Genomic DNA, 14,811 nt, shown 5'->3' on the forward strand with positions numbered 1-14,811 from the left:
TTTACCACGCTCCTTTCGATTCTTTCTCGGTAATTAATATCTTGTTGGATTGTGACCGATATCCATGATGGCTTCACGGAAAGCATCCGCTGCCGCCTGGCAGGCTGATTGGGAACCTGTCAGTAGTCCGCCGCCGAAGTTCGTTTCTGAGGGAGGACCGAAAAATTTAACAAGTTCGACATCAGCGGCCTTCAGGGCAGCGTCCAGGCCATAGACCGCTTCAAGCGGCGGTGCAATCAGATAGGCAAGGGGTTCTCCCTGATTGATTCCTGCTTCTTTCGAAAGATATGTGCCTGTCCTCGACACAACATGCGCATAGATTGCATGGCTCTTTTCAGCGTCCAGGGCTTCAAAGAAAGCACCCGTTTCCGCCGTGTGGAGCACCGCTTCCATCCCGCTTTTCACTTCATCGGGAGAAGGTCCGGCCATCACCCCGATCATCTCCCCTGATAAAGGACCAGAAGCGTGACCGGCGCCTGCGTAGAAAGAACGGGCATACACCACTTCCACTTCTGCCCGTTTTGTTGCTTCATCAAGAGCCGTGTATCCAATGTCATCTACTGTCGAGGTGAAGATCCCCAGACTCCTGTGATGGGGGTTAAGATTGAAATGTTTCGCTAATCCGCTGTCTACATTGGGAATGACCCGAATGGCCAGGATGTCTGCATGAATTCGTTCCAATGCCATTTTCGTCCCCTCCTATTCTTCTTTCTTCACTAGCGATACACCGCTGGCTTCATATTTCAAAACCTTCTGGATGACCGTCCCGAGATACGCCCCCGCTTCAACAGGGGGAATGCCGCCTTTATGGATATTCGAGATTACCATCCGGTCGGCTTCGATCGTTCCCTTTCTTGGTTCGTAGCAAAGGTAGGCACTCAGCGACTCCGCACTGACAAGACCCGGTCGTTCACCGATCAACAAGACCACCACTTTGGGCTTCAAGAGTTCCCCGACATCATCCATCACTGCCACTCTTCCTTTTTCGATATAAAAGGGGGTCCCCATGTCGAGATCCAAACTTGTGAGTGACTGTTTCAATGAGAAAAAGACATCTTCCACGTTTTCTTCAATTGCACTTGAACTCAGGCCGTTTGATACGACAATCTGTACGGTCGGGGATGTTTTGCAGCGCACCGATATGGTCTTCTTCGCTTCTTCTGAAAGCTTCCTTCCGTAATCAGGCCGGCGGATGTAAACCTCTTTATCCTCAACCAGGGTGTTTACTTTAAATAAGTCGAGCCTCGATAATAATGAATCATTTACATCCCCATAAACGGCATCGACAGCGGCAGCATGATCAAAACGGAATTTCAGCCACGTATTCGTTTTTGGCCTCACCCCTGCCCTTCCAACTCCAATCCTTGCCGGAGTCTTATCCTGCAGATCTTTAAGCTCTTCAGAGACAGAAGACGCTTCCCGATGCTGGCTGCTCTCCACTGCGTTTCCTTCTGTTTTCTGCCTGCTTGTTGTGGCAGCGCCCGTGTAGCTTTTGAACTTAATGAGCTTTCCATCTCTTTCAGTTTGAGACTGATCTTGTGTACGCTGGTAATCGCTTTTATTTTCAGAAGCCGATGTATGATCCCAAAATTTAACCGTTGAAGCTTTCTCAGTACCGTGTTCTTCTGTTGACTGTTGCTGGCTTTGGATTTTTTCTATTACCATTTTTGTTACTTGTTCGATAAGCTCTGGGTTCATTCGTTTCAACTCCTATTGTGAAAAAATGGTCGCGTCTCCGGCGAGCTTGCTTAGCTTGCCGTTTTCGTAGATCCCCATTTTCTCAAGCCACTCTTCAAAAACAGGGGATGGACGCTTCTTCATGGTTTGCCTGAGGGCAGCGACATCATGATAGCTGAGAGATTGATAGTTCAGCATACAATCATCCCCCATTGGTGTTGCGATGACGAAATTAACTCCAGAAGCTGTCAAGAGTACCCCGAGGTCTTCAATGTCATTCTGATCGGCTTTGATATGGTTGGTGTAGCAAACATCCACTCCCATCGGGATGCCGTGCATTTTCCCCATAAAATGATCCTCGAGCCCTGCACGGATGACCTGCTTGTTGTTGTATAGGTATTCAGGACCGATGAAACCTACAACCGTGTTCACAATGAACGGATCGTAGCAGGCAGCGAATCCATAGTTTCTTGCTTCAAGCGTCATTTGATCTATGTCAAAATGTGCTTCAGCTGAAAGTTCAGAACCCTGTCCTGTCTCAAAATATAAGCGCTGCGGTCCGGTTCCCGTCCCAAGCGTCCTCGCCAAGTCATTCGCTTCATCCAATAAAGATGCGTTAATGCCAAACGAACGGTTCGCGGCTTCCGTACCTGCTATACTTTGAAAGATCATATCGGCCGGGGCTCCTTGTTCAATCGCCTTCATCTGGGCCGTTACATGGGCAAGCACACAGTTTTGAGTGGGAATCTCCCAGTCCTTGATAAAGCCGTGGGTCGCGTGAAGCAGCCGTTTGACACTTTCGACTGAATCGTCGACAGGGTTGATTCCGATGACTGCGTCTCCCATCCCATAGGCTAATCCTTCCTTTAAAGATGCAATCATCCCATCGACATTATCTGTGGGATGGTTCGGCTGCAGCCTGGAAGCGAGTGTCCCTTGATAACCGATTGTAATATTGCATTTTGATAAAACCTCAATCTTATTTGCTGCGTGAACGAGGTCAAGATTCGACATGAGCTTTGCAGCTGCCGCGATCATTTCGCTGTTCAAGCCTCTGGCCAGCCTCTTTAAATCATCTCCCGAGGTGGTGTCATCCAGGATGTATTCCCGCAGCTCAGCCACTGACCAGTTTTTGATTGATTCATAGACCGGTTTATTCACCTGATTTTCAATCATCCGGGATACTTCATCTTCTTCGGGAGAAAGCAGCGGATGCTCCCTGATATCGGAAAGTGTCAGTTGACTCAACACTTCCTTCGCCGCAATCCGTTCCTGCACGGTTTCCGCTGCAATTCCCGCGAGGCGGTCCCCTGACTTATCTTCATTTGCCTTTGCGAATAATTCTTTTAAAGATGAAAATTGATATACAGTTCCTAAATAAGTTGTTTTAAGGTTCACAACCCGCGCCTCCTTTCTCAATGTTGGAAGGTTAATGTTTTAATGACGACTGGGACCACACTGGTTTGAAGCAAGTTCCCAATGTCGATATAGTCCCCATGCTCTACATTGATCTGGTCGATGCAAATGACCGTCTGAGAGGGATTCAGCGTCTTAAGCGTCTGACCGAGAACCTTTGCATGGTCGCTTTCAAGGACGATGACTAAGGGCTGGTCTGTTTTCGGTTTTGTTTTGACGGCGTCAATCAGGGCTTGTGCCAGCGTCTGAACATCCCGGAATCCGAGATAAGGGATTTCCGTGAGGTAGAGAGCGAAATTGATTCCTTCCCGCTGTGAATCATAGACATCCACGGCTTCTTCTACCGCTTGGGATATCCGAGCAGGGCCCTCTTCCAGTTGATGGCCGAACGGAATTTGATAGACTGGCAGATTCCGCAGGGGGAGATCCCTGCTATCGACATGAATGGTCGCACCACTGATTTCGGTTGTCTGTGTTCCCGCTCCAAGAACGGTAGCCCTGACTGTTTCAACAGGCGTCACCCACTCCCATTTCAATAACGCTTTACATTCTTTCAGAGAGGCTGCCAACATTTGTCCGATGTCGTCATATTGAGTTTGTGAAGCAGCATGCTCTTCATATTCATAGAGGCATTCACTGATTCCGCCCGAAAACATGATGGCGTCGATGTCTTCCAGCCAATTTGGCTTATGCCCCAGAAGAAGGGAGAGGTCGGTTTCGGATAGGCTTCGATTCAGCATCCTTGCGATCATTTCTGCCATGAAATCTGTCATTCTTTTGATTTCTGATTCCTCTCTTTTGTCCCCTTCCCTGAGAGACATGCCCATGTATTCCAAGAGTTTTTGAACGGGAGGGGAGATACTTTGGATGTTACCGCCGTTAAACTCAATCAGCCTTCCGCCAATATGAAGTGTACAGGTCCCGCAAAGCCTGCCGGACTTATAGACCGCCACATTCGCGGTGCCGCCGCCAATGTCGATATTTGCGATGGTTTTCCCCATCTTCTTCGAGTACTCATAAGCACCCGAACCTTTGGCTGCGATGATTCCTTCCAGGTCAGGCCCGGCGGTTGCGACAAGGAAATCACCTGCATGGTCGGATAATTGGTGAACCATTTGCCTTGCGTTCTCTTTCGTAGCAGTTTCGCCTGTGATGATCACCGCCCCCGTCTTAATATCACTTGGGTTGACTCCTGCATGTTTATATTCTTGTTTCACGAGTTTTTCCACTGCTTCGATATCAATTGAAGTTCTGGATTGAAGAGGCGTTCTGAATATGGGACTTCTATAAAGAATCTCTTTATCTATGATTTCAATGCGGGGCATGTGGGTGCCGCCCGCCATGTTCATAAGAGAGAATTTGCTGATGACGACTTTGGTGGTGCTCGTTCCAATATCAATACCTGCGCTCAGAATCTCCTCTTTTTGAGGATCATAACGTTTCAAAGGTTTCACCCCCCTGCTACCGGAGTTAAAAATAGATAAAAAGGCGCCCAATACGAACCGTCATCCTTTTTCATGACGGTTGTACTGAGCGCCTTTGCTCGAATATCTTTTTATAATTTGAATATAGTCTATTTTTTGAATTTTGTAAAGGCTTTCAAGAAAAGAAGATGTTCCCATCCGTTTGGGTTGATACATACTCTTTCATTTCTATAAGGGAATTGCATTTTACAAGATTTCGAATTTCCTGTATTCCTCTTCCCGTAATCGAGGACGTAATCACGATGGGTCCCGAAGGAATCACTCTTTTCAATTGCCTCACTGCTTCCTCTACATCGGCTTTGTCACTATCGCTCTTTGTTACAACCCCGATCGGAAGTTTATTGATTCCAGTACTGAAATTAGGCGGGAAAATCATTTTTTTTCTGGTGGCATCCTGCAAATACATCACATGGGAAACTTCTAGTGAGGTCGCCATGATATTTTTATAATAAAAAGGATTCTCCGTATACTCCCCCGGCGTATCCACAATCCAATCAGAATAATTTAGGGATTGTGTTTTGACCGCTTTTTCATTTCTTTCCAAAAGGGCATTTGTCAGCGTCGATTTCCCTGCACCGATCGAACCGATCAGCATCGCGCGATTTTTCCTCATTCTTCTTCCCCCTTATGATTTTGTGATTTTTGAAGGGGTATACTGCAGTGTCTCTGATAAAAAACGATTGATTTCCTCCATGGCCATTTCTACGGAGGAAACACTTCCGACGATAACCAGACTTCCGGTAAAACGGTCAAGGAATCCTAAATCCACATCGGCAGCCTTTGTGGCTAGATCGCCTGCGATGATGACCGTTTCACTCGGTGTCAACGTTAGAATCCCCAATGCCCCCGCCTGCTGAATCCCCAAGTTTTCAAACATGCCTGGATCCGGATTAGCAATCACATGACTCAGTGTGACTTGTTTTCCAGGTACGAACTCCTGTATAAATCGTTTCTTCTCATCCATGAATATTTCGCACTCCCTTAGTTGCAGCGCAGTCACCTTAAACTGCTTTTGCTTTATCCTCTTCAGTTTTATTTAAATATTCATCTTCACCTATGATCCCGGCTGCACGATCCTTCTTTTCCAGCTCCAGCGCTTTCGGTACAGAGAGCCAATAAGCCAGGCCGATTCCGATCACACCTGCAGAAATCTTCCCTACAATTATCGGAAGAATCAATGTGGGCTGGAAGTTGGCAGTAAAGGACAAGTGATCTCCAAGTAAGAATGCCGCACAAACGGCAAAAGAGATATTGATGACCTTATCTTTAGGAGGCATCGTCCTAACCAGCTTGAACATGGCCAAGATATTAGCGATCGTAGCAACGATTCCTGCACTTCCTTCTTTAGTGAGTCCTACTTTTCTTCCCATTGCTTCAAGCGGGCCGCCGGCATATTTCTGAAGTAAATAAACCATTGGAAAAGCCCCGGCTAGCATGATCCCGATATATCCGGCAGTCTCAAGGGCACGGAATTGATCTGCTTCATCCGCCATGATCGGATGGAATCCCCACCCTCCGAATACCGTTGAAAAGAGACCGGTGAAAATTTCAACGATTGAAAATACGAGAACCAGCTTAATCGCAGCATCAAGTATCCGCCCAAACCACATGAATCCATTAATCATCAGGTCTGGAAGGAAATATAGCCCTACTGCGATGAGTACAACGAAAATCAAAAGCGGGCTCAAGTTCAACAGAATTTGCCCATATCCTAAAGCAAATTGAAACTTGGCTTCTCCTGAAGTTGAAATGAAATCACGTACATTTGAATTCGAGAAGGCTATGATCGTACTTGATATAAGCGCACCAATCGGAATCGTCAATACTCCTGACATCACTCCGAGCGCCATATATTTATGGTCACGCTTATCAAGCATCGCAAGACCCATTGGAATGGAGAATACGATGGTCGCCCCGGCCATAAACCCGACGATCATCGCCATGATCCATCCTTCCTGTGTTTCCTTTAGTACTTCGGCTAGTTGATAGCCTCCCATATCCGTCGCTAAAATGGATGTCGCTGCGATTGCCGGATCTGCCCCAATCGCTGCGAAAAATGGACCGCAGACCTTGTCAATAAACCATGACAGGTAAGGAATCGAAGCCATGATCCCCGCCGCAGGCACAAAAATGTGACCGACAGCATGCAGACCTTCCATAAACTGTTTCCCAAGCCCGTCATCACTATTGCGGATGGCGGCAAACGCCCCCAGTACAGCACACGCCATGATGATGTAAATCACAACATTCCCTATCATTTCCATAACATTTCCCCCTTGTTTAATAGAAATTTATGAATAACCCTTGGTGATGTTTTCATGAATATATCTAAAAAAAAGCAAAAAGGTGCCTTACGGTTTCATGGACCAAAAACCGCATTAGCACCATCGCTTTTTTTTATTCACTTGTTAAAATGCTTAACTCTTATATTTATGGAGGACCTTCTTTGCGACCATTTCCATGGTTACCTGCTTATCCATGCTGATTTTTCGCATCTTGTTGTAGGCTGTATTTTCAGGAACATGGAACTTTTCCATGATCAGCCCTTTTGCCTTTTCAATCATTTTCCTCCCCGACAGCTCTTCTTTCATATCTTCTACCTTCCGCCGGAAGGCATTGGCATTCTCTGCTTGCTGCAAGGCGATTTCAACAGCCGGTATCAGGCTGGATTCTTTCACCGGCTTTACAAGATAGCCCATGATATTCGCCTGCTTTGCTTTATCAATGTATTCCCGCTGGCTGTATGCAGTGAGAAGCAAGATTGGAATACTCGTACGTTTTGAAATGATTTCACTAGCCTTCAAGCCATTTAATTTCGGCATTTTGATATCCATGATAATCAAATCAGGATGTAATGAAAAAGCTTTTTCAATAGCAGTTTCACCATCTCCAACCTGGGCGATGACTTCATAGCCGGCATCCTCAAGCATCATGGAAACGTCAAGCCGAACGATCGACTCATCTTCAACGATCATGATTCGTTTACTCATACAAGAGCCTCCTCCCTTTCTAACGGAAATTTGACTAAGGCCGCTGTTCCGGAAGTCTGGGTTCGTTCAATTTGGAATTGCCCTGACAAGTCATGCTCGATCATCATTTGTACAATATCCAGGCCGAGTGAAGACTTGTAGTCCGGAGAAAGACCTGAACCGTTATCAATGACCTGAACCTCCAAATTCTCCGCTTTTCGCTGGAAGACCACATCAATCTCACCTTCATTCATGATTTTGAAGGCATGCTTCATGCAATTTTGAATCAATTCATTTAATATTAAGGCCACCGACACAGCTTTATTCGATTTAATCAGTAATTGCGGGCCGGAATACGAGATTGAGATCTTCTTTTGCTCCTCTGTTTCTGACACCAGCATATTCCCGATCTTCTCAATCAAACTATAAAGATCAACATCGTCCACACTCGAATTTGCCAAAATAATTTCATATACGGATGCAATGCTTGAAATACGATTCAGGCTTTCGACAAAATGTACTTTACTTTCTTCTGGGAGGCCTCTTCTCATTTGTAATCTCAGCAGGCTTGCGACTGTTTGCAGATTGTTTTTGACACGATGATGAATTTCCCGGATTGCAACTGATTTTACTATCAATTCTCTTTCTTTCTCTCTTAGCTCTGTAATGTTCTTAAAGATGATAAATGTTCCGTTCGGTCGATCAGACTGTCCGAGCTGTATTTTCTTAACCTTAAAGACATTGCTGTAGAATTTAATTTCTTTTACGAGTAATTCTTCAGATGAATGCAGGATTTCCTTTATCTCCGGAAAATATTGAACCAAGTAATCACCTGCGATACATTCCCCCATCCCGAGCTCCTGAATCATATTGGAAGCAGCAGAATTGCTGTACAATATTTTGCTATCCTTCTCAATAAAGAATAGGGATTCTTCAATTACTTCAGGAATGATCGGATGACTCTCACTCGCACTTATGAGAATTTCACTCAATGCTTCCGTAGCCTCTGATAACGCTTCCAATTTTCGCTGACGCTGAAGCTGTTCGCTTATATCCTTTTCCATAATCAGGGTACCAATGACGTTATCATTTATTCCTCTAATCGGGACGACACTTTGTTCAACCGTTTTCCCTTCCTGTGTGATCGCCCGGTTATGAAACACGGGCTGACCCGTTCTTAACGTATATAAGACGGAAGGCTCAAATGGTTCATAGACGAACTTTCCTGCAACGGTATTTTTATAAATCGATCTCGATGTTGTTGGTGCAGCTTCTGCTACTACAATTGCATGCATTCCTTCTTTTGTAAGGCAATCCACAAATACATGTGCTTTATTCAAGTCAGCCATTAACGGAAGGTTTGCTGCTATTTCCTGGATTTTTCTTATATCAACCTTGGATAGATCCGTATGCATACCGCATAAATATTCCAGTGAATTGTTTGCCATGTATAAAACCCCTGTCCATACAGAAAATTCTGAATATAGAACATTATATTTCTCTTTTTTTAGGGTTGTCAATGGAAAGAAATAATAAAATAGGTCAACAGATACTAGATTAGTAACTTTTTTCTATCAATTATTTACTCATTTAAGCTTTGCATATTTCACTCCACTTGCCTCATTTTGCAATACATCTTCCAGCAAATCAGCCAGGTAAGCACCTGCTTCCACAGGGGGGATCCCCCCTTCATGTATATTAGAAATGACCGTCCGATCTGCCTCGACCGTATCTTCACCGGGACGATAAATAAGATATGCACTGATACTCTTCGAGGTAGCAAGACCAGGTCTCTCACCAATCAATGAAATCACCACATCGCAATTGGTGACGGAGGCAATTTCATCCTGTATCCACACACGGCTCATTTTTATAAAGACCGTTTCTCCAAGCGTAATATTTTTCCCTTTCAAACCCTGAACCAGTGCAGGAAGTAAATCCGGGATATTCTCTTCTATCCCCGACGAGCTGAGTCCATCGGAAACGATGATTTGCACTTGCTTATTTTTTGAAAGGTTTTCCTCTGCCCATTTTCTTGAGCTCTCATCAAGCTGGCGTCCGCTGTCCAAATTCATTAAATATTCATCCATCGATTCAGATTTGGACTGAAGGACAGGCAGCTTCATTTCTTTCAGGAATTCTTCCTTAACTCCTTTAAATACCGCATCCTGTGCCGCGGCATGGTCAATGCGGAAGTCTAGGTACTCCTTCGTCTTCATCCTGGTCCCTGTCCGTCCGATCCCAATTCTCGCGGGAGTAATGGCCCGGGCTTTCTCAACCACCTCATGATCTGAAGGATTATCTACCCTTACCAACTTTTGTTTTTCATACATGTAGTCCTTGCCGACTTGTTTATCAACACTCGCTTGAGACGGCGTCTTCTTTTGTTCAGCTTTCTCCAATTCTTCGAGTACCTGTTTTACAATCGTTTGGATATCCATATTCATTCCCCTCCTTTCTATTTAAATATAGATAGATCTCCTGCACGCTCTGTCAATCTGCCATTTTCCATGATACCCATCTTCTCAAGCCAGACTTCGAATTCAGCCAATGGACGAAGACCCAGCATTTCCCGCAGGCTTGCATCATCGTGGTAACTTGTATCCTGATAGCTTAGCATGACATCGTCTCCTCCAGGCACCCCCATGTAAAAGTTAGCCCCGGCAAGTGCTGTCAGCATCCCGCCGATTTCCTGATCGTTTTGATCCATTTGCATATGATTCGTGTAGGTAGGAGCAATCCCCATCGGCAATCCGTGTAATTTACCCATGAAAAGATCCTCAAGGTCAGCGCGAATCACTTGCCTTCCGTCATAAAGTGTTTCAGGCCCGATAAATCCTGATACATTATTCACCATGAATGGCTTCCAGTGCCGGGCATACCCGTAAGTCCGTGCCTCCAGTGTCTGCATGTCGATTCCCGAATGGGCATCAAGAGACACTTCAGACCCTTGCCCCGTTTCGAAATAAAGCTGATTGGGTCCTGTAGAAGTACCGTATTTAGCCATCATCTCAAAGGCTTCGTCCAGAATTTCCTTCGATACTCCGAAATCATCATTTGCTTCTTGAGTACCTGCAAGACTTTGGAACATCAGCGCAATCGGAGCTCCCCTCTCCAGTGACTTCATTTGGGTGGTAATATGGGCAAGTACACAGTTTTGGGTTGGAATCTTCCACTTTTGCATAAAATCATGCGTCATGTGTAAAATCTTCGAAACCGATTCAACTGAATCGTTATTAGGGTTCACACCAATCACTGCATCTCCCGATCCATAGGACAGCCCTTCTTTCATAGAGGCCAGGATTCCCTCTGGATTATCCGTTGGATGATTCGGCTGACAGCGAAATGCCAGGCGGCCTGCTTCTCCGATGGTCGTATTGCAGTGTGCAGCCGGTCTGATCTTCTGCGAGGCCATCACCAAATCGATGCTTGACATCAGTTTCGCCACCGCGGAAATCATCTCACTAGTCAACCCTTTACTTAGCCGGAATAAATCAGGGGTACCTGTATTATGAGCTAGGATGTAATCGCGAAGCTCACCGACGGTCCACGCCGAAATTTCTTTATAAATGAAGTGGTTTATATCATCATAAATGATCCTCGTAATCTCATCTTTTTCATATGGAATTACCGGATTTTCATAAATGTCTTTCAGCTGCATCTCACTCAAGACGACTTTTGCTGCCATCCTTTCCAGATAAGACTCAGCGGCGATTTTTGCCATAGTATCTCCCGACTTCTCCTCACTCGCTTTTGCCAAAACCTCGCTAACAGAACGAAATTGAAATCGTACATTCTTGACTGAACATGTATACATATGTGTTCCTCCCACCTTTCGTTAGTAAGATCCATTTTCAAAACTTCTATAAGAAAGCGTTTACAACAAAGGACTAATGAAAACAAAAAAAGCCCCATAATAAATCAACCAAGCTGGTTCATCTATTATGGCGCCTTCACCAATCATTTTTCACTTGTATGAACATTATAGCAATTAGTTTTCAGAAAAAAAAGATATTTTTAAAAGGAATTTACTGGATTCTACTCTACTTCTGTCCCTCTTGTTTTCGCACACTGAAATTTCTTGTTTTTCTAATTACAATGTTTTAACCAACTATAAATTCATATATTAATCAAACATGCGATTATTTGATGTCATATGAACTTTCAAAAATCCCCTTAATATCTTCAATCGCTCTTTCCAAATTAGAGTAAATGGCAATCTTTGAAAAATCGAGTCCCAGCTGGGTAGCTGTCTGTGCAACTTCCGGTCTCATACCGGTAATGATGCTTTTCACGCCGATTAAATCTAAAGAAGAAACCAGCAAGAAGATTTGATTTGCTACCATGGTATCAACAATCGCCACACCAGAAATATCGATCACCAGGCACTCAATGCCTTTCTTCTGGCATTGTTCCAGACTTGATTCTATCAATGATTTTGCTCTATGAGTATCGATATTGCCGATCAAAGGCAGGACAGCGATCGAATGAGTCAATTTGATGACAGGTGAGCTCAGTTCCATGATCACTTCTTTTTGTGCTGCAACAGTGGCTTGATGGAAATCTGTATAGGTTATGACAAATTCCTCGATCACGGAATCAAAAGCAAAATTGAACTGATTCGACCATTCTAACAGGTGGGCCGGAGATATACCTGAAGGATCCGTTTGAGTGAATCCATTGATTTTATTCCAGTAAATTTGTCTGAACAATTTAAATTGATGGATTATTTCACTTAGAGGAGTATTCGTTAAGACTCGGTCTCTGGCCACCTCATTTGCCCATTGTTTAATCGCTTCATACTTTTTTTCATCATCACGATGATTAAATATTTGTGCGATCGACATGATGAATTTTTTGTTCTGTGCACGAAGCTTCTCTTCAATGGTAATTGGTACACTTTCTGAATAGATACTGCCGATTGAAGCTTTTTTAGATTTAAACCAAGTGTTGGTCAGATCATCCGTGTTTTGCAAGATAAATTCATATAATTCATCGTTTTTAGTATTCATCCGCGATCCTCTCGTTTCATTTAGAATTTTTTGGTTATTTCTATCATAACGTATATAGCTCATGAGTGGTCGCGTTGAATATCACAATTTTGGAAACTTTGTCCTTTTTCCGTACAGTTCTGTTAGTGTGAAAGATGCAGCATTGTCTTTCAACTGCTAAAAGTCCGGTCCCCATATCACTTTTTTCCTCTGTGGACAGGGAAGGACAGAAACGATGTCCCGTCTTCCCTTGACATTCACTCAGCAAACTTCAGCCAAACCTCCATGGTTGACTCAAGTTCTTCACTCAACTCCCGCTTCCTTCTATACAGCTTGTCGAGTTCCTCATGTTCCATCCCACCACCGCCCATTGCTTCTTCCAGTTGAATGATATCATTCTCAAGCGCTTCCACCTTCGCCAAGACTTTTTATTCTTCCTTCTTAGGATCAACAACCTTTTTTTGCGGCTTCATAACCTTTTCAACAGGCTTTTTGATTAACGGCCTATTCTTTGTTTTCTCGACTTCCTCTCGATAATCATCGTAATTTCCAGTGTAGCTTTTAAAGCCATGATTCTCAATCGCTACTACCCTCTCACTCATCTTATTGATAAAATAACGATCGTGGGAGATGAAGAGAATCGTTCCTTTGAATTCCTCGAGTGCTTCTTCCAAAGTTTCAATTGATTCAATATCCAGGTGGTTCGTAGGCTCATCAAGAATCAATAAATTGATATCCTGAAACATAAGCATGGCAAGCTTTAGCCTTATTCGTTCCCCACCTGACAGATGTTTCACTTTTTTAAAGACACTGCCTTTATAAAACATGAATTTCGCCAAGTACTCACGTGCTTTTCCTTCTAAAATCGAGATACCTTCCCTAAAAGCTTCTAGCACGGTCAACTCTTCATTAATAAAATTAAGCTTTTGTGGCAGATAAGCGTGTTTCACATTGGCACCTCTTTCAACGACTCCCTGATCTGCCTGCTCTTCTCCAAGAAGCATCTTCAGGAATGTCGTCTTTCCGCTTCCATTGGATCCGATCATCCCGACTCTTTCACTGAAATGAATCATTAGGTCGGCACCTTCAAAAATCACTTTGTTATGATAACTCTTCGACAATCTTACAGCATTGATCGTTTTATTTCCGGACCGCTCGGCATCGTTAAAATTAAGCCTCATATTCTTTCTCTCAAATACCGGTTTGTCAATCCGTTCCAATTTATCAATCTTCTTCTGAATGCTGGCAGCTCTTCTAAAAAATTTATTATTATCGGCTCGAAGCGCCCAGTCCCTTAGATTGTTGACCTGCTTTTCCATGCTGCCGATCTTTTTTTGCTGCTCGCGGAAGTGCTCGAATTGAATCCGCATATTTTCTTCTTTTTGCCTGACAAAGGAGGAATAGTTCCCTTTGTAGGTCTTTGATTCCATGTCCTCGATTTCGACGATTTTCATGACAACATGATCGAGAAAGTAGCGGTCATGGGAGACTATGAGGACGGTTCCTTTATAACTCTTCAGGTAGCCCTCGAGCCATTCGATCGATTCCATATCGAGGTGATTGGTCGGCTCATCCAGCAGCAAAAGATCCGGACCATGAATCAGGAGCTTCCCGAGCATGACGGTCGTTTTTTCTCCGCCGCTCAAGTAATCGAAATCCCTGTTCAAAAATCCTTCATCAAACTTCAGCCCGGTACAGATCCTGCCTAATTTCTCTTCAATCTCATAGCCACCCTTTACTTCATACAACTGAACTAGATCACTGTATTTTAGGAGTGTCTTTTCAAGAGCATCACCATGGAGCTTTTTCATCATTTCCTCTATTTCACGCATCTGATTCTCTATGTGGTGAACTTCTTCAAAAGCCAGATTCAAGACATCGATGACTTTCAGACCTGGCAGGAACTGGGGCATTTGTTCAAGAAACGAGACCCAGCGTCTTTCGGCACATTCACAAACCCTTCGTCATATCCATAGCTGGAAGTTTGGGGGTAGCCTGGATAATAATTCATTGGCTCGATCCCCGCAATCAATTTCAGGATGGTACTTTTCCCGCTCCCATTGACACCTACGATCCCGACCTTTTCCCCTGTAAATACCTCAAATGTGATATTCTCCAAAACCAATGTGGCATCCATATATTTTTTTACACCATTTAATGATAATTCAACCATACTAATTCCTTCTTTCATCCATATTATGCGTTACGCTTTTATGGACAGCATCAGAAGAACTTCTTACCTATTCAAATTAAATAAAAAAGACCATAAGAAAA

General features: G+C 44.0%; 15 protein-coding genes. All 15 read right to left on the minus strand.

The features are described from left to right. Window positions 1–33: 33 nt before the first annotated feature. The 15 genes from eutL to AAEO50_RS06690 all read right to left on the minus strand — a co-directional run bounded on the left by eutL (window position 34) and on the right by AAEO50_RS06690 (window position 14,710). Window positions 34–687 carry an ethanolamine utilization microcompartment protein EutL gene (gene eutL, locus AAEO50_RS06620; protein WP_341981743.1) on the minus strand — a complete coding sequence of 218 codons (654 nt, stop codon included), beginning with the start codon at window positions 685–687 and terminating at the stop codon, window positions 34–36. A 12-nt stretch (window positions 688–699) separates the two neighbouring features. Next, window positions 700–1,698 carry an ethanolamine ammonia-lyase subunit EutC gene (eutC, locus tag AAEO50_RS06625; RefSeq protein WP_341981746.1) on the minus strand — a complete coding sequence of 333 codons (999 nt, stop codon included), beginning with the start codon at window positions 1,696–1,698 and terminating at the stop codon, window positions 700–702. A gap of 12 nt (window positions 1,699–1,710) precedes the next feature. Then, complete coding sequence (locus tag AAEO50_RS06630; protein ID WP_341981748.1) at window positions 1,711–3,075, minus strand: ethanolamine ammonia-lyase subunit EutB; 1,365 nt, start codon at window positions 3,073–3,075, stop codon at window positions 1,711–1,713. A 17-nt stretch (window positions 3,076–3,092) separates the two neighbouring features. Beyond that, a complete protein-coding gene (locus AAEO50_RS06635) occupies window positions 3,093–4,538 on the minus strand; it encodes an ethanolamine ammonia-lyase reactivating factor EutA (RefSeq protein WP_341981750.1) in 1,446 nt (481 codons plus the stop codon). A 154-nt stretch (window positions 4,539–4,692) separates the two neighbouring features. After that, a complete protein-coding gene (locus AAEO50_RS06640; protein ID WP_341981752.1) occupies window positions 4,693–5,190 on the minus strand; it encodes a EutP/PduV family microcompartment system protein in 498 nt (165 codons plus the stop codon). Window positions 5,191–5,202: 12 nt separating this feature from the next. Then, the gene (locus AAEO50_RS06645; RefSeq protein WP_341981754.1) at window positions 5,203–5,541 is read right to left on the minus strand and encodes a BMC domain-containing protein; all 339 of its coding nucleotides are present in this window, start codon (window positions 5,539–5,541) and stop codon (window positions 5,203–5,205) included. Between the two features lie 37 nt (window positions 5,542–5,578). After that, the gene (eutH, locus tag AAEO50_RS06650) at window positions 5,579–6,841 is read right to left on the minus strand and encodes an ethanolamine utilization protein EutH (RefSeq protein ID WP_341981756.1); all 1,263 of its coding nucleotides are present in this window, start codon (window positions 6,839–6,841) and stop codon (window positions 5,579–5,581) included. 153 nt (window positions 6,842–6,994) lie between these two features. After that, on the minus strand, window positions 6,995–7,567 hold the full coding sequence (locus AAEO50_RS06655; protein ID WP_341981758.1) for an ANTAR domain-containing response regulator: 573 nt from the start codon (window positions 7,565–7,567) through the stop codon (window positions 6,995–6,997). After that, on the minus strand, window positions 7,564–8,994 hold the full coding sequence (locus tag AAEO50_RS06660; protein ID WP_341981760.1) for a sensor histidine kinase: 1,431 nt from the start codon (window positions 8,992–8,994) through the stop codon (window positions 7,564–7,566). Before AAEO50_RS06660 ends, AAEO50_RS06655 begins: the two co-directional genes overlap by 4 nt. Before the next feature lie 138 nt (window positions 8,995–9,132). Next, window positions 9,133–9,987 carry an ethanolamine ammonia-lyase subunit EutC gene (gene eutC, locus AAEO50_RS06665; RefSeq protein WP_341981762.1) on the minus strand — a complete coding sequence of 285 codons (855 nt, stop codon included), beginning with the start codon at window positions 9,985–9,987 and terminating at the stop codon, window positions 9,133–9,135. 17 nt (window positions 9,988–10,004) lie between these two features. After that, a complete protein-coding gene (locus AAEO50_RS06670; protein ID WP_341981764.1) occupies window positions 10,005–11,363 on the minus strand; it encodes an ethanolamine ammonia-lyase subunit EutB in 1,359 nt (452 codons plus the stop codon). Between the two features lie 325 nt (window positions 11,364–11,688). Next, complete coding sequence (locus AAEO50_RS06675; protein ID WP_341981766.1) at window positions 11,689–12,558, minus strand: STAS domain-containing protein; 870 nt, start codon at window positions 12,556–12,558, stop codon at window positions 11,689–11,691. 236 nt (window positions 12,559–12,794) lie between these two features. Then, complete coding sequence (locus AAEO50_RS06680; protein ID WP_341981831.1) at window positions 12,795–12,950, minus strand: hypothetical protein; 156 nt, start codon at window positions 12,948–12,950, stop codon at window positions 12,795–12,797. 15 nt (window positions 12,951–12,965) lie between these two features. Continuing rightward, window positions 12,966–14,450, minus strand: coding sequence for a ribosomal protection-like ABC-F family protein (gene abc-f / locus AAEO50_RS06685; protein WP_341981768.1), 1,485 nt, complete (start codon window positions 14,448–14,450; stop codon window positions 12,966–12,968). Continuing rightward, window positions 14,426–14,710 (minus strand): ATP-binding cassette domain-containing protein, encoded by a 285-nt coding sequence (locus AAEO50_RS06690; RefSeq protein WP_341981770.1) that lies wholly within the window; start codon window positions 14,708–14,710, stop codon window positions 14,426–14,428. Before AAEO50_RS06690 ends, abc-f begins: the two co-directional genes overlap by 25 nt. Window positions 14,711–14,811 lie beyond the last annotated feature (101 nt).

Origin of the sequence: Rossellomorea oryzaecorticis (genome assembly GCF_038405515.1) — a bacterium.
In the GTDB taxonomy this organism is placed as follows: Bacteria; Bacillota; Bacilli; order Bacillales; family Bacillaceae_B; genus Rossellomorea; species Rossellomorea oryzaecorticis_A.